Raw genomic sequence first — 20686 nt, 5'->3', positions numbered from 1 at the left:
TCCCGGCCGGGAAGGCCCGCCCCGACCCCCAGGCCCCCGTTTCAGACCACAGACTTAACGACCCTGAGAGGGATTGACGCATAGTGCTCGACGTCAACTTCTTCGACGAGCTGCGGATCGGCCTGGCCACCGCCGACGACATCCGCCAGTGGAGCCACGGCGAGGTCAAGAAGCCCGAGACCATCAACTACCGCACCCTCAAGCCCGAGAAGGACGGCCTCTTCTGCGAGAAGATCTTCGGCCCCACCCGGGACTGGGAGTGCTACTGCGGCAAGTACAAGCGCGTCCGCTTCAAGGGCATCATCTGCGAGCGCTGTGGCGTCGAGGTCACGCGCGCGAAGGTGCGCCGTGAGCGGATGGGCCACATCGAGCTGGCCGCGCCCGTCACGCACATCTGGTACTTCAAGGGCGTCCCGTCGCGCCTGGGCTACCTGCTGGACCTGGCCCCGAAGGACCTGGAGAAGGTCATCTACTTCGCGGCGTACATGATCACGTACGTCGACGAGGAGCGCCGCGCCCGCGACCTGCCCTCGCTGGAGGCCCAGATCTCGGTCGAGCGGCAGCAGATCGAGCAGCGCCGCGACGCCGACCTGGAGGCCCGCGCCAAGAAGCTGGAGGCGGACCTCGCCGAGCTGGAGGCCGAGGGCGCCAAGGCCGACGTGCGCCGCAAGGTGCGCGAGAGCGCCGAGCGCGAGATGAAGCAGCTGCGCGACCGCGCACAGCGCGACCTCGACCGGCTGGAAGAGGTGTGGAACCGGTTCAAGAACCTCAAGGTCCAGGACCTCGAGGGCGACGAGCTGCTCTACCGCGAGCTGCGTGACCGCTTCGGCACCTACTTCGAGGGCTCGATGGGCGCCGCCGCGCTGCAGAAGCGCCTGGAGTCCTTCGACCTGGAGGCGGAGGCCGAGAAGCTCCGCGAGATCATCCGCACCGGCAAGGGCCAGAAGAAGACCCGTGCGCTCAAGCGCCTGAAGGTCGTCTCCGCGTTCCTGCAGACCTCCAACAGCCCCAAGGGCATGGTCCTGGACTGCGTCCCGGTCATCCCGCCGGACCTGCGTCCGATGGTGCAGCTGGACGGTGGCCGCTTCGCGACCTCCGACCTGAACGACCTGTACCGCCGTGTCATCAACCGCAACAACCGCCTGAAGCGGCTTCTCGACCTCGGCGCGCCCGAGATCATCGTCAACAACGAGAAGCGCATGCTCCAGGAGGCCGTCGACGCGCTCTTCGACAACGGCCGCCGCGGCCGCCCGGTGACCGGCCCCGGCAACCGCCCGCTGAAGTCCCTCAGCGACATGCTGAAGGGCAAGCAGGGCCGCTTCCGCCAGAACCTGCTCGGCAAGCGTGTCGACTACTCGGCGCGTTCCGTGATCGTCGTCGGTCCGCAGCTGAAGCTGCACCAGTGCGGTCTGCCGAAGGCGATGGCGCTGGAGCTGTTCAAGCCGTTCGTGATGAAGCGCCTGGTCGACCTGAACCACGCGCAGAACATCAAGAGCGCCAAGCGCATGGTCGAGCGCGGCCGCACGGTCGTGTACGACGTGCTGGAAGAGGTCATCGCGGAGCACCCGGTTCTGCTGAACCGTGCGCCCACCCTGCACCGTCTCGGCATCCAGGCCTTCGAGCCGCAGCTGGTCGAGGGCAAGGCCATCCAGATCCACCCGCTCGTGTGCACCGCGTTCAACGCGGACTTCGACGGCGACCAGATGGCCGTGCACCTGCCGCTGTCCGCGGAGGCCCAGGCCGAGGCGCGCATCCTGATGCTGTCCTCGAACAACATCCTCAAGCCGGCCGACGGCCGCCCGGTGACGATGCCGACCCAGGACATGGTCCTCGGTCTGTACTTCCTCACCACCGACAGCGAGATGCGCGAGGTCAAGGGCGAGGGCCGCTCCTTCTCCTCGGTGGCCGAGGCGATCATGGCGTTCGACGCCGGCGAGCTCTCGCTGCAGTCGAGCGTGGACATCCGCTTCCCGGCGGGCACCGTCCCGCCGCGCAACTGGACCCCGCCGGTCGGTGAGGACGGCCAGCCCGAGTGGCAGCCGGGCGACAGCTTCCGCCTGCGGACGACCCTGGGCCGCGCGCTCTTCAACGAGCTGCTGCCCGAGGACTACCCGTTCGTCGACTTCGAGGTGGGCAAGAAGCAGCTCTCCGAGATCGTCAACGACCTCGCCGAGCGCTACCCGAAGATCGTCGTGGCGGCCACGCTCGACAACCTGAAGGCGGCCGGCTTCTACTGGGCCACCCGTTCCGGTGTCACCGTCGCCATCTCCGACATCGTCGTCCCCGAGGCGAAGAAGGAGATCGTCGCCAAGTACGAGGCGCAGGACGAGAAGGTCCAGCGGCAGTACGAGCGCGGTCTGATCACCAAGGACGAGCGGACCCAGGAGCTCATCGCGATCTGGACCAAGGCGACCAACGACGTCGCCGAGGCCATGACGGGCAACTTCCCGAAGACCAACCCGATCTTCATGATGGTCAACTCGGGTGCCCGAGGAAACATGATGCAGATGCGTCAGATCGCCGGTATGCGCGGTCTGGTGTCGAACGCCAAGAACGAGACCATCCCGCGGCCCATCAAGGCGTCCTTCCGCGAGGGTCTGACCGTGCTGGAGTACTTCATCTCCACGCACGGTGCCCGCAAGGGTCTGGCCGACACCGCCCTGCGTACCGCCGACTCGGGTTACCTCACCCGTCGTCTGGTCGACGTCTCCCAGGACGTCATCATCCGCGAGCTGGACTGCGGCACCGACCGCGGTCTGCGTCTGCGCATCGCGCAGCGGGGCGAGGACGGCGTGCTGCGCAAGGCGGACAACGTCGAGACGTCCGTGTACGCGCGCTGCCTGGCCGAGGACATCGTGGTCGACGGGCAGGTGCTGGCCCCGGCCGGCACCGACCTGGGCGACGTGCTCATCGAGGAGCTGATCTCCCGCGGTGTCGAGGAGGTCAAGACCCGCTCGGTCCTGACCTGCGAGTCCACGGTGGGCACCTGCGCCATGTGCTACGGCCGCTCGCTCGCCACCGGCAAGCTGGTCGACATCGGTGAGGCGGTCGGCATCATCGCCGCCCAGTCCATCGGTGAGCCCGGTACCCAGCTGACGATGCGTACCTTCCACACCGGTGGTGTGGCCGGTGACGACATCACCCAGGGTCTGCCGCGTGTCGTCGAGCTCTTCGAGGCCCGTACGCCCAAGGGTGTCGCCCCGATCGCCGAGGCGGCCGGACGCGTCCGGATCGAGGAGACCGAGAAGACCAAGAAGATCATCATCACGCCGGACGACGGCAGCGACGAGACGAGCTACCCGATCTCGAAGCGCGCCCGTCTGCTGGTCAACGAGGGCGACCACGTCGAGGTGGGCCAGAAGCTCACCGTGGGTGCCACCAACCCGCACGACGTGCTGCGCATCCTGGGTCAGCGGGCCGTCCAGATCCACCTGGTCCAGGAGGTCCAGAAGGTCTACACCTCGCAGGGTGTGTCGATCCACGACAAGCACATCGAGATCATCATCCGGCAGATGCTGCGCCGGGTGACGATCATCGAGTCCGGCGACGCCGAGCTGCTGCCCGGCGAGCTGGTCGAGCGCTCGAAGTTCGAGCAGGAGAACCGTCGTGTGGTCCAGGAGGGCGGTCAGCCGGCCTCCGGCCGTCCGCAGCTGATGGGTATCACCAAGGCCTCGCTGGCGACCGAGTCCTGGCTGTCGGCGGCGTCCTTCCAGGAGACCACCCGAGTCCTGACGGACGCGGCGATCAACGCCAAGTCCGACCAGCTCATCGGTCTCAAGGAGAACGTCATCATCGGCAAGCTCATCCCGGCCGGTACGGGTCTGGCCCGCTACCGCAACATCCGGGTCGAGCCGACCGAGGAGGCCAAGGCCGCGATGTACTCGGCCGTGGGCTACGACGACATCGACTACTCGCCGTTCGGCGCGGGCTCCGGCCAGGCCGTTCCGCTGGAGGACTACGACTACGGGCCGTACAACCAGTGAGGCGGGTGCGCGTTCGGCGTACGCGTCCCGCGTGCTGAGGTACGGACGAACGTGCTGACGTCCTGAAGGGGAGACCATTCCGTCACGGGATGGTCTCCCCTCGGCGTTCCGGCCCCCGATGGCGCATGATGGAGGGACTCGTACGGTTCGGGGGAGGTCGTCCGTGTCGTTCCCTCCAGCGCAACCGCCGTGGCAGCCGTGGCAGCCGTGGCAGCCCGGACAGGGCGTTCCGCAGCCGTGGCAGGGCAACCCGTCCCTGCTGGCGTCCCACGCCGACCGCGAGCGTGCCGTGGACGTGCTCAGAGCGGGCTTCGGCGAGGGCCGTCTGGACCAGGAGGAGTTCGACCGGCGCACGGCCCGGGCCTACCAGGCACGCACCGTCGGGGAACTGGCACTGCTGGTCGCCGATCTGCCGCAGGGTCCCGCACCGTTCCCCGCCGCGGCCCCGGCCGTTCCCGCGACGTTTCTGCCGCGCCCGGTCCCGCCCACCAACAGCAAGGCGGTCGGCTCCCTGGTCTGCGGCGTGCTCACCCTGATGACCGCCGGCCTCACGGGCTTTCCCGCGGTGATCCTGGGCCATGCCGCCCGCGCCGAGATCCGCCGCCGGGACGAGGGCGGCGACGCCCTGGCCCTGGCCGGTCTGGTCCTGGGATGGCTCTCCGTCGCCGGCTGGGCCCTCTTCCTCGTCCTCCTCGTCCTGACGACGGCCCTCGCATCGGGCTGACGCACGCCGGTGACCCACGGTGACCCGTGCCGGTGACGTACGCGGCCGACGGCCCGTCATGAACGCGCCGGAGGAAGGCGGGCAGCCCCGGACGGGGCGGACGCACCACCCGCGGTCCGGCGGGTGCGCACGCCGGACGCCGCAGCCGTGCGCGTCGCGCGGGCGGCGGTCCACGGCGTCGCAGAAGTCCCAGAAGTCGCAGAAGTCGCAGAAGTGTCCACGGAAGCAGGGAATGCCCCTGTCGCACGGTGCCTTCCCTCGGTGATGACGCGGTGGCGCTGCGGTCTCCCCGGCGGTGCTGCGGCGGTGCGCGGTGGTGTGCGGCGGCGGGGATGCCCCGGACCGGCGCGTGAACGCCTCGTACGCGCGCCTCTGAGGCTCCGTGAGCCCGGTTCCCGGGCGCGTGGCCCCCGTGGTCCTCCGTGGTCCGTCCGGGTGCGCCGTGACCCGTCCGGAGGCACCCGAAAGACGTTTCGGAGCGCGCCGGCAGGGAAGGGGGAGGGTGCTGATGCGGGAGGGTCGTGGGCCTCGGTGTTCACCGCCGCGACAGCGGCCTGACATGCGAAGATTGTCGTATTCGCGGATCGTGATCCATGGATTCGAAGATCGCGCAGCATACGGGGGCTTGACAAAGCACGCGGAACAAGGCGGGCAGGGCCCATTTGTTTTGACCGCAGCGAATGAGGTAGGTACGCTCAGACCTTGTGCCTGGGGTGTGCCCTGGCTTTCGTGCGCGCCTTTCATGCCGCACAGGGAGCTGCTGACGGCCGCCGTAATCTGCGCCTCTTTCTGCCTTCCGGTGGGAGTCTGCGGGATTCGACACACCCGACCGCGTGGGTCGGTGACGTTCCAGGTTAGCTGTACCCATCGGCACACAGAAACCGGAGAAGTAGTGCCCACGATCCAGCAGTTGGTCCGCAAGGGCCGGCAGGACAAGGTCGACAAGAACAAGACGCCCGCGCTCGAGGGGTCCCCTCAGCGCCGTGGTGTGTGCACGCGTGTCTTCACGACTACCCCGAAGAAGCCGAACTCGGCCCTCCGCAAGGTCGCGCGTGTGCGTCTGACCAGCGGCATCGAGGTCACCGCTTACATTCCGGGTGAAGGACACAACCTGCAGGAGCACTCCATCGTGCTCGTGCGCGGTGGGCGTGTGAAGGACCTGCCGGGTGTTCGTTACAAGATCATCCGTGGTTCGCTCGACACCCAGGGTGTCAAGAACCGCAAGCAGGCCCGCAGCCGTTACGGCGCCAAGAAGGAGAAGTAAGAATGCCTCGTAAGGGCCCCGCCCCGAAGCGTCCGGTTCACGTCGACCCGGTCTACGGTTCTCCTCTGGTGACCTCCCTCATCAACAAGGTGCTGCTGAACGGCAAGCGCTCCACCGCCGAGCGGATCGTCTACGGTGCCATGGAGGGCCTGCGGGAGAAGACCGGCAACGACCCGGTCGTCACCCTCAAGCGTGCTCTCGACAACATCAAGCCGACCCTCGAGGTCAAGTCCCGCCGCGTCGGTGGCGCCACCTACCAGGTGCCGGTCGAGGTCAAGCCCGGCCGCGCCAACACGCTGGCGCTGCGCTGGCTGGTCGGTTACGCCCGTGCCCGTCGCGAGAAGACGATGACCGAGCGTCTGCTCAACGAGCTCCTCGATGCGTCCAACGGCCTCGGCGCCGCTGTGAAGAAGCGCGAGGACACCCACAAGATGGCCGAGTCCAACAAGGCCTTCGCGCACTACCGCTGGTAGTCGCTTCCCCATCGAGATCCGAGAGAAGACTGAAGCCTTATGGCTACCACTTCACTTGACCTGGCCAGGGTGCGCAACATCGGCATCATGGCCCACATCGACGCGGGCAAGACGACCACCACCGAGCGGATCCTGTTCTACACCGGTCGTTCGTACAAGCTTGGCGAGACCCACGAGGGCTCCGCCACCATGGACTGGATGGAGCAGGAGCAGGAGCGTGGCATCACGATCACTTCTGCTGCCACCACCTGCCACTGGACGCTGGACGACGTCGACCACACCATCAACATCATCGACACGCCGGGCCACGTCGACTTCACCGTAGAGGTGGAGCGCTCCCTGCGCGTGCTCGACGGTGCTGTCACGGTGTTCGACGGCGTCGCCGGCGTCGAGCCCCAGTCCGAGACGGTGTGGCGTCAGGCGGACCGCTACGGCGTTCCGCGCATCTGCTTCGTGAACAAGCTGGACCGCACCGGTGCCGAGTTCCACCGTTGTGTCGACATGATCAAGGACCGCCTGGGCGCGCAGCCGCTGGTCATGCAGCTGCCGATCGGCGCCGAGGCGGACTTCAAGGGCGTTGTCGACCTGGTCCGCATGAAGGCCCTGGTGTGGTCTCCCGAGGCGGCCAAGGGCGAGATGTACGACGTCGTCGACATCCCGGACACCCACGTCGAGGCCGCCGAGGAGTGGCGCGGCAAGCTGGTCGAGGCCGTCGCCGAGAACGACGAGGAGATGATGGAGCTGTACCTCGAGGGCCAGGAGCCCACCGAGGAGCAGCTGTACGCGGCGATCCGCCGTATCACCATCGCCTCCGGCAAGAGCAGCGAGACCACCGTCACCCCGGTGTTCTGCGGCACCGCGTTCAAGAACAAGGGTGTCCAGCCGCTGCTCGACGCGATCGTGCGCTACCTGCCGTCCCCGGTCGACATCGAGGCCATCGAGGGCCACGCGATGGGCGACGCGGAGACGGTCGTCAAGCGCAAGCCGTCCGACGACGAGCCCCTGTCGGCGCTGGCGTTCAAGATCATGAGCGACCCGCACCTGGGCAAGCTCACCTTCGTCCGTGTGTACTCCGGCCGCCTGGACTCCGGCACCGCCGTGCTGAACTCCGTCAAGGGCAAGAAGGAGCGCATCGGCAAGATCTACCGCATGCACGCCAACAAGCGTGAGGAGATCTCGTCGGTGGGCGCCGGCGACATCGTCGCGGTCATGGGCCTGAAGCAGACCACCACCGGTGAGACGCTCTGCGACGACCAGAACCCGGTGATCCTGGAGTCCATGGACTTCCCGGCCCCGGTCATCGAGGTCGCGATCGAGCCCAAGTCCAAGGGCGACCAGGAGAAGCTGAGCGTCGCCATCCAGCGGCTCGCGGAGGAGGACCCCTCCTTCCAGGTCCACACCAACGAGGAGACCGGCCAGACCGTCATCGGCGGTATGGGCGAGCTGCACCTCGAGGTCCTCGTGGACCGCATGAGGCGCGAGTTCAAGGTCGAGGCCAACGTCGGCAAGCCGCAGGTCGCGTACCGCGAGACCATCCGCAAGGCGGTCGAGAAGGTCGAGTACACCCACAAGAAGCAGACGGGTGGCAGCGGTCAGTTCGGTCGCGTCGTCATCTCGATCGAGCCGATCGAGGGCGGCGACACCGCCTACGAGTTCGTCAACCAGGTCACTGGTGGACGTATCCCGAAGGAGTACATCCCGTCGGTCGACGCCGGCTGCCAGGAGGCCATGCAGTTCGGTGTCCTCGCCGGTTACGAGATGACCGGTGTCCGGGTGACGCTGCTCGACGGCGCCTACCACGAGGTGGACTCCTCCGAGCTGGCGTTCAAGATTGCCGGCTCGCAGGCCTTCAAGGAGGCTGCGCGCAAGGCCAGCCCGGTTCTCCTCGAGCCGATGATGGCCGTGGAGGTCACCACGCCCGAGGAGTACATGGGCGACGTCATCGGCGACATCAACTCCCGCCGTGGCCAGATCCAGGCCATGGAGGAGCGGGCGGGTGCCCGCGTCGTGAAGGGCCTCGTGCCCCTGTCGGAGATGTTCGGCTACGTCGGAGACCTCCGCAGCAAGACGTCGGGTCGCGCAAGCTACTCGATGCAGTTCGACTCCTACGCCGAGGTTCCGCGGAACGTCGCCGAGGAGATCATCGCGAAGGCCAAGGGCGAGTAACTCTTCCGGGTTCCAGCCTTTAGGCTTGACTCCGGAGCCTCATGGGGCATTCCGCCGCAAACGTGGTCGGAATGCCCCGAGGATCCGGGCCATCCAGCAAAGATCACCTGGCGCCGATGAAGTAAGGCGTACAGAACCACTCCACAGGAGGACCCCAGTGGCGAAGGCGAAGTTCGAGCGGACTAAGCCGCACGTCAACATCGGCACCATCGGTCACATCGACCACGGTAAGACGACCCTCACGGCCGCCATTACCAAGGTGCTGCACGACGCGTACCCGGACCTCAACGAGGCCACCCCGTTCGACAACATCGACAAGGCTCCCGAAGAGCGCCAGCGCGGTATCACCATCTCGATCTCGCACGTCGAGTACCAGACCGAGACGCGTCACTACGCCCACGTCGACTGCCCGGGTCACGCGGACTACATCAAGAACATGATCACCGGTGCCGCCCAGATGGACGGCGCGATCCTGGTGGTCGCCGCCACCGACGGCCCGATGCCGCAGACCAAGGAGCACGTGCTCCTGGCCCGCCAGGTCGGCGTGCCGTACATCGTGGTCGCCCTGAACAAGGCCGACATGGTGGACGACGAGGAGATCCTGGAGCTCGTCGAGCTTGAGGTCCGTGAGCTCCTCACCGAGTACGAGTTCCCGGGCGACGAGGTTCCGGTCATCAGGGTCTCCGCGCTGAAGGCCCTCGAGGGCGACAAGCAGTGGGTCGACTCGGTCCTCAACCTGATGAAGGCCGTCGACGAGTCGGTTCCGGAGCCGACCCGCGAGGTCGACAAGCCGTTCCTGATGCCGATCGAGGACGTCTTCACCATCACCGGTCGCGGTACGGTCGTCACCGGCCGTATCGAGCGTGGTGTCCTCAAGGTCAACGAGGAAGTCGAGATCGTCGGTATCCGGCCGGAGAAGACCAAGACCACGGTCACCGGCATCGAGATGTTCCGCAAGCTGCTCGACGAGGGCCAGGCCGGTGAGAACGTCGGTCTGCTGCTCCGCGGTGTCAAGCGCGAGGACGTCGAGCGCGGCCAGGTCGTCATCAAGCCGGGCTCGGTCACCCCGCACACCGAGTTCCAGGCCCAGGCCTACATCCTGTCGAAGGACGAGGGTGGCCGCCACACGCCGTTCTTCAACAACTACCGCCCGCAGTTCTACTTCCGTACGACGGACGTGACCGGTGTGGTGACCCTGCCCGAGGGCACCGAGATGGTCATGCCGGGTGACAACACCGAGATGAAGGTGGAGCTCATCCAGCCCGTCGCCATGGAGGAGGGCCTGAAGTTCGCCATCCGCGAGGGTGGCCGTACGGTGGGCGCCGGCCAGGTCACCAAGATCATCAAGTAAGTCCGGGGACCTGCTCCGGCAGCTCCGCTGCGAGCGCCTGAAAGGGCCCGTACGACTCCGGTCGTACGGGCCCTTTCGCATGCCGCGCGTCGGCGCCGTGCGCCGCGGCCCGGGCCCTTTCGCATGGCGCCCGTCCCTTTGTGACGGCCGGGGCTCGCCTCAGGTGCCGAAGCCGGCGGTGGTCGTCTGCCGCAGAAGGCGGATGTCATCGGGCCGGCGGTGCTCGGCGAGCAGCAGCGCGGCGACCTCGACGGTGTGGCAGGCCCCAGCCGTGGTGGTGGAACCGCTTCTCCTGATCCGGCAGAACACGGGCGAAGCCGCGGTCGGCCCGGTCCCGGGGCGGGGATGAGCGCGTCCAGGCCGTCCCGGCGGCCCTTCCACCGCCGGTCGAGGGGCAGCTGGGCCTCCTCGCGGGCTGCCGCGAACCGCGGGAGGTCCCGGCGCTCGGGGGCCTTCGCCCACCAGGAGGGCCCGAGGGGGCGCCCTCGGACACGTGGTCGGCCATGTCACCAGGAATGGCGGTCGTCCTCCTTGTCCCGGGGTGCATGGGCCTGTGTCCGCGGCGCGCTCTTCGGGCCCACGAAGGCACCGGCATTGCCCGTGCCCCCAGGGCGGACGGCCGTGTTGACCTTCCGTGACAGGAGCAACGCCGCGCCGGTATGGGGACGGACCTGAGTACGAGCACTCATGTCCCGCTCTGCTCAAGCAAGTTGAATTGTCCAAGGGTGGCCGATTCGGATCGTCGGCGCACGATCGGGACAGGTACTGTCACTGGGTGTAGCTAGAGTTGCCGACGAAGCTGGCGCTGACGAACACACGGGGGAGGAAGCTGTGTTGCCGAGCGATACCGGGGCGACCGGGCAGTCGTCGTGGTTCTCCGGTGTGTTCGACGCGGCACGGGACGCCGCCGTCGACGTGGCCACGGAACTGTCGTCCTTCACGAAGTTCCAGAAGCGGGTGGACGACCTGATCCGCGACCTGAAGGGCTCGGAGGCCGGTCCGGGCAAAGTGGGGGAGGCCCAGCTCGCCCGCCACCAGTTCGGCGGCGGGGGCGGAGCGTGGGTGGAGGCGGCCGGCCTGTACGCGGCGTACGAGACGGTGATCAGCGAGCTGGAGAAGCTGTCGAAGCTCCTGGCGGACTCGATGGAGGGCATGGCCATCGCGGTCATGGCCTCGCACAAGGGCTACGAGAACATCGACCTGGACGTGCGGAACCGGATGGCGGCGATCAGCGTGGGGATGACCAAGCACTACGGCGGAAGCTACGACCCGTCGCTGCCGCAGAAGAACCAGGACGGCGGCGAGCACGGCGGAGCCACCGGGCCGACGCAGCCGGTGCGTCCGCCGGCGGACGACGCGGGCGGCACGATCTGATGGTCCCGACGGTGAGGGGGGAGGTCTGATGGCGGGCAAGGGCAGCGGCGGCAGCACGTCCTTCGAGAACATGAGCCACGAGCAGATGCTGGCGTGGCTGGACCAGGCGAACGCGAGCGAGGTGCAGGCGGCGGCGGACCGTCTGATGGCCGCGGCCAAGGAGATCCGGAAGATCGCCGAGGAGCTCAAGGTCCGTCCGCAGTGGGTGGCGTGGAAGGGCGAAGGTGCGGACGCCTTCCGCGCGTGGGCCAATGAACTGGCCAACTCCACCTACCGGCTGAGCGACTTCAGCGAGGACGCGGCGAAGTGGCTGGGTCAGGCGTCGAATGCGATCGCCACGGCCCAGGCGTCGATCCCCCGTGACATCAAGGGCGCAGAGGCGAACCTGGCCGCGGCGACGGCCGCCCGCAACGACCCGGACGCGGCGGCGATCCGCGCCAAGTCCGCGAGCGAACTGGCCGCGTTGAAGGAGAGCCGGGAGAAGGTCCGCCAGGAGGCGGCGGCCCAGATGCGCAAGCTGGGGCAGACGTACAAGCTGTCGGCGACCCAGCTGAACAACTTGGAACGCCCCAAGTTCCCACCGCCGCCGAAGAACTTGGGGCGCAATCCCTCGGAAAGAAGTACAGATCTGGCTGACTCGCAGGGGGCAAGTTCCAGCAGGGCCACCGGAGCAAACGCCGGCGGTGGCAGCGTTGCAATTGGGGGCGCAGAGCATGGCAGTCACGTCGGCCCCATGTCCGTCGGACCTTCCGAGAAGGCCGAGACGAGGGCCGTGCCGCCCACAACGCACGCAACAGCGTCCGGGCCCTCGCGATCGTTCGTGAGCGACCCTGCCGCCCGCATCAGCATCGACTCGGTGACAGTGCCCACCGAAGTGCCTCAATCCCTCGCGGGGCCAACAAGCAGTGGGGCGACAACTGGGCGACCGGGTGAAGCAGGAGGCGGTCTTCCACAGGCGAGCGGTACAGTCCCGCAATTTCCTGCGGGGGCAGGGCGTGCACCCTCCGCCTTCGGGGCTCCGGGCAAGCCGGCGATCGGCGGTCGCATGGCTGGTCAGACTGGTGCAGTGTCCGGTGGTTCCGGGCCTGTTTTCCAGCGTCCTGGACATGCGCCTTTCGGCCCTGTTCCTGGTCATGGAGTCATCGGAGCCGGTCCTGTCGGAGGCCGCAACGTGCCGAGTTCCGGCGCAACACCTGGCCGTGCTCTTCCGGCTCAAGGTCTGCCGCCCGGTTACGGTGTTCCGCCCGGCTCGGGCATCACTGGCGGGCGTCCGGCCGGGACTTCCGCCACCGGCAGATTGGAGGGGCGCGTCCCAGGTGGGTCGCTCGGCACCGGGCCCGTAGGAGGCCGCGCATCCGTGGGCAGTGGGGCGGCTCCAGGCACAGGAGGCCGGTCGCCCGCTCGACAGGCCGGGCCGATCACCGGAGGCCACATGCCCCCAGCCCGCGGAGGCGTTGTCGGGGGCACACCGCAGCCCACAGGTCGTGCATGGGCACGCCCTGGGGCATCCGTGCCCTCCGCGCCCACTCGCGGAGGCATTTCTGGAGGTGTGCCGAGCGAAGCTGGCATTCGAAACGGCCGTCGAGGGACTCCTGGCGCATCGACGGCTGCCGACCGGCAGCGACGGCAGAAGCGGCAGGCCGACCGTCGTGGCGAACCACCGGCCGCCGGCTGAGGACCGAAGGGATACACGAGTGAGGTACATGCCCGTCGGCAGAATGTGGGACAGAACAGTCCGAGCAATGGCTTTGGCGGCTGCCGGCCTACTGCTGGTGGGCGGTACGGCCACTCAGGCTCATGCCGATTCCACACGTTCCCAGCAGTGGCACCTGGATGCCATGCAAGCTGAGAAGATGTGGCGGACAAGTACGGGGGAGGGCATCGTCGTTGCTGTGATCGACAGTGGGGTCGATCCGAACAATCCTGACCTGAGGGGTCGGGTGCTCGAGGGCAAGGACTTCGCTCCCGCGAGCCGCCCCGGTGACGAGCACACGGACTATGAAGGGCACGGAACGGGGATGGCCGGCCTCATCGCCGGTACGGGTGCCCATGGAGGAGGTAAGGGAGCGTTCGGCCTTGCTCCCGGGGCAAAAATTCTCCCCGTACGGCTTCCCGGCCCCTATGACATCAACCCTTTCACCACGTCAGCCTTCTTTGCCAAGGCAATCCGTTACGCAGCCGACTCCGGGGCTCAAGTCATCAATATCTCGAGGGGGGGTGCCTCCAATACATCAGAGCTGACCGAGGCGGTTGAATATGCGATCCGCAAGGGGGCTTTGGTGTTCGCCGCCGTAGGGAACAGCGGGGACAAAGAGAACCGCGTCGAATACCCCGCCGGCACGCCCGGTGTCGTCGGCGTGGCAGCGGTGGGTAAGAACCTCCGGCGAACGTCCTTCTCCCAGTACGGACCTCAAGTGGACATGGCGGCCCCCGGAGAGGACATGGTCCATGCCTGTGGGGGCAAGACGGGTCTCTGCAAGACCAGTGGCACCAGTGATGCCACCGCCATCGCCTCCGCCAGTGCTGCTCTGATCTGGTCCAAGCACCCGGAGTGGACCAACAACCAGGTTCTCCGGGTCATGCTCAACACCATCGGAGCCCCCACGGACGGCTCCAAGCGCAACGACTCCATCGGGTACGGCATCGTCCGCCCACGCATCGCGCTGCAGGACCCGGGCGACCCCGGGCCGCCGGACGTCTACCCCCTGCCGGACTTCCCGGTCGCATCACCTTCCGCGTCGCCGAGGCCCACCGAGGTGCCGAACAGCGGCAGTGGAGGCTCCCGCAGTGAGGCCCTTGCCGATGCGTCCGCCAAGAGCGACGGCGGCAACGGGCTGCTGTGGGCCGCTCTCGGCGCCGGCGCCGTCCTGCTGCTCGGAGGCACCGTGGCGGCTTTCGCCGTCGCAAGGCGTCGACGGGGCAGCGTTCTCTGATCACTGTCCCTGCTCGGGTACGAGCTTCGGGGCAGTAGCGCGTCGAGAATTGAGTGATCAGCGCACCGTATGCACGAGATGCTGGTGCGGCAGGTCGCAACGGCCATACGGGCGGGAGGAGGGCGTTGTGACAGCGGGTGCAGGGGGCTCTGCACGGGGCGGGTCGAGGCGGCCCAACCGAGGAAAATGCAGCTGAATCGACTGCCCCCCAGATCCCGGTGTCGGCAGTGGGCCTTTCGATGGAAAGCCCGGCTTGGCATCGTCTTTTGCCGAAAAGCGAGCCACGGTCCGCGCCATTGAGAAATGAAGCAAGGGTGACACTTGCACGGCTGGAACCTGGGCGGACAAGGATACAGACGCTGTCGCCAAGGTGTTCGGGGCGAAGGATGGCCGCAGACGGGCGATCTCCAAAGCCGTGAGCAAAGCCCATAGGGCTTGGGGAAGCAGAGCCCGTTTCGATAGGTGAGGAAGGAGCGAAACTTCGATCCTCACCTCATGGCAGCGGCATCGGGCGAGGCCCAGCAGAGCTGCACAGGCGGGCGTCAAATGGCATACGACGCCCTCCGCGGCAAGGGTCAATCTTCACAAAACGCACATCGAAGGCAAAACGATGCAAAACCCGTTGAAGCGCCGGAGGAGACTGCTCTTTGTGCTGGGCGGCCTCACTGCGGTCGTAACCCTTGCCGGTGCCGCTCTGTTCATCCGGTGGAACACCAATTTCCTCGGGGCAGAGACTCTTTGCGGTGGCATTGTGACCTCAGATGACGTGCAATCGGCCATCAATTCGAGCGGTCGTATTGCTGAGGTCGGCAGCCAGACCGCGACAGCATCCTCCGAGTTCCGCTGCACGGTGAAGCGCACTAGCCGCTTCATAGGTACTGAAGACGCGGAAGTGACCATCAGGACGGCTACGGAGCTCGGAGCCTTCCCGTTTACAACAGCCACTTGGAAAAACCCCTCCACCATGTCCTACTTCAAGGACGGGGCGTCAGGGGCTGTCTCGGACACACGAGGCTGGGTCATGCTCCCGAAGGCCTGCTGGGACCGAGTGGGCAGCATCCAGGGAAGCAGGAGGATTCCGCCAGGGCCGAAGAGCGTAGCCGCAGTCGAGGCTACGGTCGGGCAGGGTGCGGCAGACCGAAAGGGGCTGGCCCGGCTGCTGGTCCACGCAGCGCAGAAGGTGGGTGAAAGTGCTGGTTGCTCCAGGACGGAGCTCAGGGCTCCGAGCGATTTGTCCACGTTGAGCAGGCCGCGTACGACGGATGCCCAGAACGCCTGCGGCATACAGGGTTTCTCCCTGCCGAAAAATTCCCTTGTGAAGGGTCTGGCTGAACCGGGTCACGAGCAGCTGACCGGTGAGACGCCGCATACCTGGGCCTGTGACATGTATCTGGATGGTTCCAGCAAGTCTCAGATTTCGTTCTCGGTCAGCTCCGACGCGAATGTCATCGACGGGGCATTGCGCGACTCGGACTCCTTCCGGGACATCGACGGAAACAAGGGAGTGGCAAGGCTCGACGAGGCTGTCCTTCACTGTGAGGACGGAGACGTGTATTTCTCCGTCAGGTGGAACAGCAAATATGACGGCGTGCTTCTCGATCTTGCCGGGAACAAGCCGCATGCGTATGCCGAGGTGCGGAGGTCCACGTTCCAGAGTTTTCTTGACTCCGCAGCCGGCCCTCGTTCCTGTCCGCGTGTCACGCTTCCCTCCGAATAGGAGTCGTGGGGCGAGATGCTGTGGTCCGCCCTTCGCTTCCCTGCTGAACGTTTCTCGTCCTGAGGGCCAGGCGATCTCGACGGCGTGAACGGCGACGACCGTGCGGCCGAGGCGATTGGCGCTGCACTGGACCTTGCGGAGGAACCGCCCATGCTTGAGGCGAACGAAGGCGTGTTCGCCTGGGGCCTGCAGTCGGGGTGGTCCAGGGGGTACCGCTGGTGGCACTCCGGGAAGTTCGTGGTGAGCGTGGTCGAGCAGGACGAAAGAGCCGGCAGGGCGGGCAGGCGCGGGTCACATCGTGTGCGCTGGCTGCAGTCGGGTCGTGCGTACGACCGGGCAGTGTTCGCGAGACCCTCTCTTCGAGCTCTGTGAGCACCGAGAGTGGTACGGCTTGTCCGCCACGACGCGGTCGGTGGCGGTGCAGGCGCCGAACCCGCTGTGAGTTGGGCCAGGGGCGTTCTTGTGCAGGTGCATCAGGGCCAGCAGGGACTTCCGGGAGCAGCCGGCCTGCGCTGGTGGGGGTTCAAGTTCACCCCTTCGGCGTGGATGAGCCGGGAAACGTGCTCAACAACCTCATGTGGACATCGAGCATGGCTCGATGCGGGAGACGCGGGACCAACAGAGTTCCTGTGCCGAGATGCGGCGAGCGGGAGCACCGCTGCAATGAACGGAAGCCTTGCTGCGTCACTGCCCGGCCGTCAGCCGCCGTCACTCACGAAGTGCTGGGTGAGAAGTACTGGATGAGAAGTGCTCACCGAGGCCGAACTCGTGACGCCGTAGGGGCTGACGGTCGTCGCTGCGGTGCCACTGCGCACCGAGCGCGGCGTTCGGCGCGCTGCATCCGCAACCGGATGTCGGATTCACCGTGACCATCACGCTCACCGGCGAGTACTGTCCGGATGCGGCGACGCTGTCCGAGGTCGCCCATGAGCCCGTGGGGTGCCTGCGCCAGGCCGCTACGTCGGTCGAGGTCACCGAGCATCGCGGGATCGGCTCTGCGGATGTGCCCGGTTTCGCATGAACCCTGGTCATCTCGACCGCCGTCGGTGGCGTGCACCGCGACCTCGTCCAGACTCGGGTGCACTTGTCCATGCTGGAGGTCACCGATCCGCGCAGGCGCTCGGCGACCCGCCTGGTCCTGAGTGCCACGGCATCTCCATGCCCCGCCGTTCTGGATGATTTCCGGGACTTCGTGCGCACGGTTCGCCCGGACACCGACGCAGCGTCGTAGTGCGGAAGCGGCAGATCGCCCCCCTCGTAGGTGGAATCCATGGGACTGTTCGACAAGCTGACCGGAACCAAGCGCCCCGCCCCCGGCGTTGCGCCAGGTTCGCCCGAGGAGGTGCGAGCCGCCCTGCTCGGCCTCAACGGGCCCGATGTGCCGTACGTCGTCCGCGACGGCGCCGCGGATGACGCAGACCTGGTTGCGGAGTGGCGGATGGCAGAACCCGCCTGGCAGACCTTCTTCGTCGAGTCCCAGCTGACGCGCGCTGTCCGGATTCGGATGCGCCTGGTCCAGGAAGACCACGAGGTCCGCGCCCTCGAAGAGCAGTGGGAGGTCACCCGGGTCGGGAATCCACCGAGGCTTGTGGCGTCGTCGGAGTACTCGCGCGGGCCCGACAGGACCGTCTCTCGTCACTGGACGATCGGACGGGGGAGGAGCGGTCGCCTCGAAGCGACGGAGACTTTCCGCTTCGACGCCGCCGAGCTGCGGAACCCCTTGCGGAACGCCGTCGTCGAGTCGGGCTGGACCTGGCGCGGACTGATCTTCGGCAAGCTGTGAGGTCGACGGGGCAGCGTTCTCTGATCACTGTCCCTGCTCGGGCAGGAGCAGCGCCCGGGTGCCGATGGCCGATCTTCGGCGGCAAGTCGGACTCGGCGTCGTCTCCTGCCGGAAGCGGGCCGCGGGCCGCGCCATGTGCGGGCGCTGCGTCAAGGCGCCGGGGAAGGGGGGATGGGTGACCTCGAATGACGTGGACTCTCTCAGGGGTGCCAGAAGATGTCCGTGGTGGTCGGGGCGACTTTTCTCGGGCTCGGCGTGCTGTTCGCAACGAATGCAGGCGGGGCCGCTGAGCGTGCCTTCCGTCTCTTCGCTCGCGTGAACCCAACGGTGGGGACCGCCACGCCGAGCACATTGCGCGTCGTAGGTGCGCTGTGGATCCCCCTGGGGGGATTTTTCGTCGCTGTCGGCCTCTTCGGGTGACGGCGTCGGAGCCGCCGACCGGCGCCCGGACCCCGCGATGCCACGGATACCGCTCATGGTCAAGGCCGCGCTGTCGGAGTGGTGGGGCCGAGGGAGCAAGGACTCCTGCGGTGGCCGGCGCGCTGGTGCACGAGGGCGGACACGCGCGGGCGGTCATGGGCGGGGAGGGCCGTGGGCCGGGCGGCGTGTTCTCGGTCGAGTGCGGGCTGCTGGGTGTTCGGGTGGCGTACATGCCGTGAGCTCGGGGTTTCCCTGCAGTCCGGGCGGATCGTCCGGTGCCGTCCGGTGCGGCACCGGACGGCATTGCCGTGCGAGGGTGTCCTCGGGGGCGTCGTTCTCGTCACACGCCGTCTTCGGCGGTCATCGCGGGGCCTTACCCTTGTGGTGTTTGTCTTGTCTGCCCCTCGTTCGTCGCTGGACCGTCTCACATGGTGGTCTCCTGGTGATCGATCACTGGTCAGTAAGTTGACGCAGGAGTCACACTGAGGGGTCGGTCGTCTCCCGGACGAACCCATTCCCGGGGCGGCCCTGTCCCGCGCGGAGGCAACGGCGCCTAGCGCTTCATCGCCGGTGTGTGCTGCCGGCCGTCGTGCCAGAAAGGGGTCCGCCGTGACGCGACTCGACACCAAGGATGCGCTCGCCTCCCTGTACGCCGAGATCAAGGACCGCAATCCGGCCCAGCCCGAGTTCCACCAGGCCGTTCACGAGGTGCTGGAGACGCTGGCGCCGGTGCTCGAGGCGCGGCCGGAGTACGCGGAGGCAGGGCTCATCGAGCGTCTGTGCGAGCCGGAGCGGCAGATCATCTTCCGGGTGCCGTGGCAGGACGACCGGGGACGGGTGCACGTCAACAGAGGGTTCCGGGTGGAGTTCAACAGCGCGCTCGGCCCGTACAAGGGCGGTCTGCGCTTCCACCCGTCGGTGAACCTCGGGATCGTGAAGTTCCTCGGTTTCGAGCAGGTCTTCAAGAACGCCCTGACCGGGCTCGGCATCGGCGGCGGCAAGGGCGGCAGCGACTTCGACCCGCGCGGGCGCAGCGACGCGGAGATCATGCGGTTCTGTCAGTCGTACATGACGGAGCTGTACCGGCACATCGGTGAGCACACCGACGTGCCCGCCGGCGACATCGGGGTCGGCACCCGTGAGATCGGCTACCTGTTCGGTCAGTACCGGAGGATCACCAACCGGTGGGAGGCCGGGGTGCTCACCGGAAAGGGACAGGGCTGGGGCGGCTCCCTGATCCGTCCGGAGGCGACCGGGTACGGCAATGTGCTGTTCATGGCCGCGATGCTGCGTGAGCGCGGCGAGGACCTGGAGGGCCAGACGGCGGTCGTCTCCGGCTCCGGGAACGTCGCGATCTACACCATGGAGAAGCTGATCGCCCTCGGCGCCAACCCGGTGACCTGCTCCGACTCCGGTGGCTACGTGGTCGACGACAAGGGCATCGACCTCGAGCTGCTGAAGCAGATCAAGGAGGTCGAGCGCGGCCGGGTCAGCGAGTACGCCGAGCGCCGCGGCGCCTCCGCGCGGTTCGTGCCGAACGGGCGGGTCTGGGAGGTCCCGGCCGACATCGCGCTGCCGTCCGCCACGCAGAACGAGCTCGACGGGAAGGACGCCGAAACGCTCATCCGCAACGGGGTGAAGGCCGTGTCCGAGGGCGCCAACATGCCGACGACGCCCGAGGCCGTGCAGCTGTTCCAGAGCGCGGGGGTCGCCTTCGGCCCCGGCAAGGCGGCGAACGCGGGCGGTGTGGCGGTCAGTGCCCTGGAGATGACCCAGAACCACTCCCGCACGTCCTGGACGGCCGCCCGTGTGGAGGAGGAGCTCGACAGGATCATGCGCGACATCCACACCACCTGCCACGAGACCGCCGAGCGCTACGGCGCTCCCGGCGACTACGTCACCGGGGCGAACATCGCCGGCTTCGAGCGGGTCGCCGACGCGATGCTGGCCCAGGGCGTGATCTGACCGCCGCACCCCGCACCTCCTGGTGCCGCCCCCGGCACGCGCCGTAGAGGCACCCCGGCCGATGCGATGAAATCGGTGCGGCGAAAGCGGTGAGAGCGGGCGCCGGGCCGGGGATGCGGCGGGTCCCGCTCCGTCCCGGGGGCCGTGGAGCGGGGCCGGCGGAGCCGGGCGCCGTGCCCCGGAGGCGGCAGTGCTCAAGGGTCTTCGGGGATCCGGAAGCGGCGCGCACCGGATCTTCAGGAACCCGGAAGCGCACCGGGCCGGACACGGCAGGGATGCACGAAGGCACCGCGTCCGCGGTGCGACAGGATTGTGAAGAGGCCGCGCGGCGGCGGCGCGGCCATCACCCGGACGGCCGACTGCTCGTCCTTGTTCTTCTTCCGCCCCGCGTCCGCGCGCCGCCTGCCGGCGCCCCGCCCTCCGGGCCTGTTCATGTGGGGTGCGCCACTTCCGTTCCGAGGCGACACGCACGGGAACCCCGGTCGTACCGGGCGCCGTTCCGGTTTCACCCCTGCCACCCTCGGGGTAATCTC

The 20686-nt window shown here is 67.6% G+C and carries 15 protein-coding genes; 13 read left to right on the top strand and 2 right to left on the bottom strand.

Annotation, left to right across the window (positions count from 1 at the left end):
* Nucleotides 1–83 precede the first annotated feature (83 nt).
* From CCN35_RS08920 to tuf, 6 genes are all read left to right on the top strand, one after another.
* Complete coding sequence (locus CCN35_RS08920; protein WP_086792140.1) at nt 84–3983, top strand: DNA-directed RNA polymerase subunit beta'; 3900 nt, start codon at nt 84–86, stop codon at nt 3981–3983.
* Between the two features lie 163 nt (nt 3984–4146).
* Nucleotides 4147–4707: a DUF1707 and DUF4190 domain-containing protein gene (locus CCN35_RS08915; RefSeq protein ID WP_245863072.1), complete on the top strand. Its 561-nt coding sequence runs from the start codon at nt 4147–4149 to the stop codon at nt 4705–4707.
* A gap of 892 nt (nt 4708–5599) precedes the next feature.
* Entirely contained in the window at nt 5600–5971 is a 372-nt protein-coding gene (gene rpsL, locus CCN35_RS08910; protein WP_030422047.1) for a 30S ribosomal protein S12, read from the top strand.
* 2 nt (nt 5972–5973) lie between these two features.
* Nucleotides 5974–6444: a 30S ribosomal protein S7 gene (rpsG, locus tag CCN35_RS08905; protein WP_067397046.1), complete on the top strand. Its 471-nt coding sequence runs from the start codon at nt 5974–5976 to the stop codon at nt 6442–6444.
* 39 nt (nt 6445–6483) lie between these two features.
* On the top strand, nt 6484–8610 hold the full coding sequence (gene fusA, locus CCN35_RS08900) for an elongation factor G (RefSeq protein ID WP_086792138.1): 2127 nt from the start codon (nt 6484–6486) through the stop codon (nt 8608–8610).
* A 157-nt stretch (nt 8611–8767) separates the two neighbouring features.
* Entirely contained in the window at nt 8768–9961 is a 1194-nt protein-coding gene (gene tuf, locus CCN35_RS08895; protein ID WP_067397048.1) for an elongation factor Tu, read from the top strand.
* 159 nt (nt 9962–10120) lie between these two features.
* Here the strand turns inward: tuf and CCN35_RS28300 are convergent, their stop codons facing one another.
* Complete coding sequence (locus tag CCN35_RS28300; protein WP_158100387.1) at nt 10121–10270, bottom strand: hypothetical protein; 150 nt, start codon at nt 10268–10270, stop codon at nt 10121–10123.
* Between the two features lie 522 nt (nt 10271–10792).
* Here CCN35_RS28300 and CCN35_RS08890 point away from each other — a divergent pair.
* Entirely contained in the window at nt 10793–11335 is a 543-nt protein-coding gene (locus CCN35_RS08890; protein ID WP_245863071.1) for a hypothetical protein, read from the top strand.
* A gap of 315 nt (nt 11336–11650) precedes the next feature.
* Here CCN35_RS08890 and CCN35_RS28295 read toward each other — a convergent pair whose 3' ends face one another.
* Nucleotides 11651–11908 (bottom strand): hypothetical protein, encoded by a 258-nt coding sequence (locus CCN35_RS28295; RefSeq protein WP_158100386.1) that lies wholly within the window; start codon nt 11906–11908, stop codon nt 11651–11653.
* A 1169-nt stretch (nt 11909–13077) separates the two neighbouring features.
* On the opposite strand from CCN35_RS28295, the gene mycP reads away from it, so the two are divergent.
* From mycP to gdhA, 6 genes are all read left to right on the top strand, one after another.
* Complete coding sequence (gene mycP, locus CCN35_RS08880) at nt 13078–14268, top strand: type VII secretion-associated serine protease mycosin (RefSeq protein WP_245863070.1); 1191 nt, start codon at nt 13078–13080, stop codon at nt 14266–14268.
* A gap of 610 nt (nt 14269–14878) precedes the next feature.
* Nucleotides 14879–15985 carry a hypothetical protein gene (locus CCN35_RS08875; RefSeq protein WP_143631431.1) on the top strand — a complete coding sequence of 369 codons (1107 nt, stop codon included), beginning with the start codon at nt 14879–14881 and terminating at the stop codon, nt 15983–15985.
* Between the two features lie 865 nt (nt 15986–16850).
* Nucleotides 16851–17006, top strand: a complete 156-nt coding sequence (locus tag CCN35_RS28290; RefSeq protein WP_158100385.1) for a hypothetical protein — start codon at nt 16851–16853, stop codon at nt 17004–17006.
* 249 nt (nt 17007–17255) lie between these two features.
* Nucleotides 17256–17768 (top strand): hypothetical protein, encoded by a 513-nt coding sequence (locus CCN35_RS08860; protein ID WP_067397053.1) that lies wholly within the window; start codon nt 17256–17258, stop codon nt 17766–17768.
* Nucleotides 17769–18298: 530 nt separating this feature from the next.
* Nucleotides 18299–18427: a hypothetical protein gene (locus CCN35_RS29955; RefSeq protein ID WP_268877204.1), complete on the top strand. Its 129-nt coding sequence runs from the start codon at nt 18299–18301 to the stop codon at nt 18425–18427.
* Nucleotides 18428–18797: 370 nt separating this feature from the next.
* A complete protein-coding gene (gene gdhA / locus CCN35_RS08850; protein ID WP_086792129.1) occupies nt 18798–20153 on the top strand; it encodes an NADP-specific glutamate dehydrogenase in 1356 nt (451 codons plus the stop codon).
* Nucleotides 20154–20686: the final 533 nt, after the last annotated feature.

Source organism: Streptomyces thermovulgaris (genome assembly GCF_002155915.1).
Classification (GTDB): domain Bacteria; phylum Actinomycetota; class Actinomycetes; order Streptomycetales; family Streptomycetaceae; genus Streptomyces; species Streptomyces thermovulgaris.
This window is presented reverse-complemented; position numbering and strand designations above follow the sequence as displayed.

Bases quoted from the DNA above. Each gene is read 5' to 3' on its own strand.
- rpsG (WP_067397046.1), top strand. From the start codon at position 5,974: ATGCCTCGTAAGGGCCCCGCCCCGAAGCGTCCGGTTCACGTCGACCCG.
- fusA (WP_086792138.1), top strand. From the start codon at position 6,484: ATGGCTACCACTTCACTTGACCTGGCCAGGGTGCGCAACATCGGCATC.
- mycP (WP_245863070.1), top strand. From the start codon at position 13,078: ATGGCTTTGGCGGCTGCCGGCCTACTGCTGGTGGGCGGTACGGCCACT.
- CCN35_RS08875 (WP_143631431.1), top strand. From the start codon at position 14,879: ATGCAAAACCCGTTGAAGCGCCGGAGGAGACTGCTCTTTGTGCTGGGC.
- CCN35_RS08860 (WP_067397053.1), top strand. From the start codon at position 17,256: ATGGGACTGTTCGACAAGCTGACCGGAACCAAGCGCCCCGCCCCCGGC.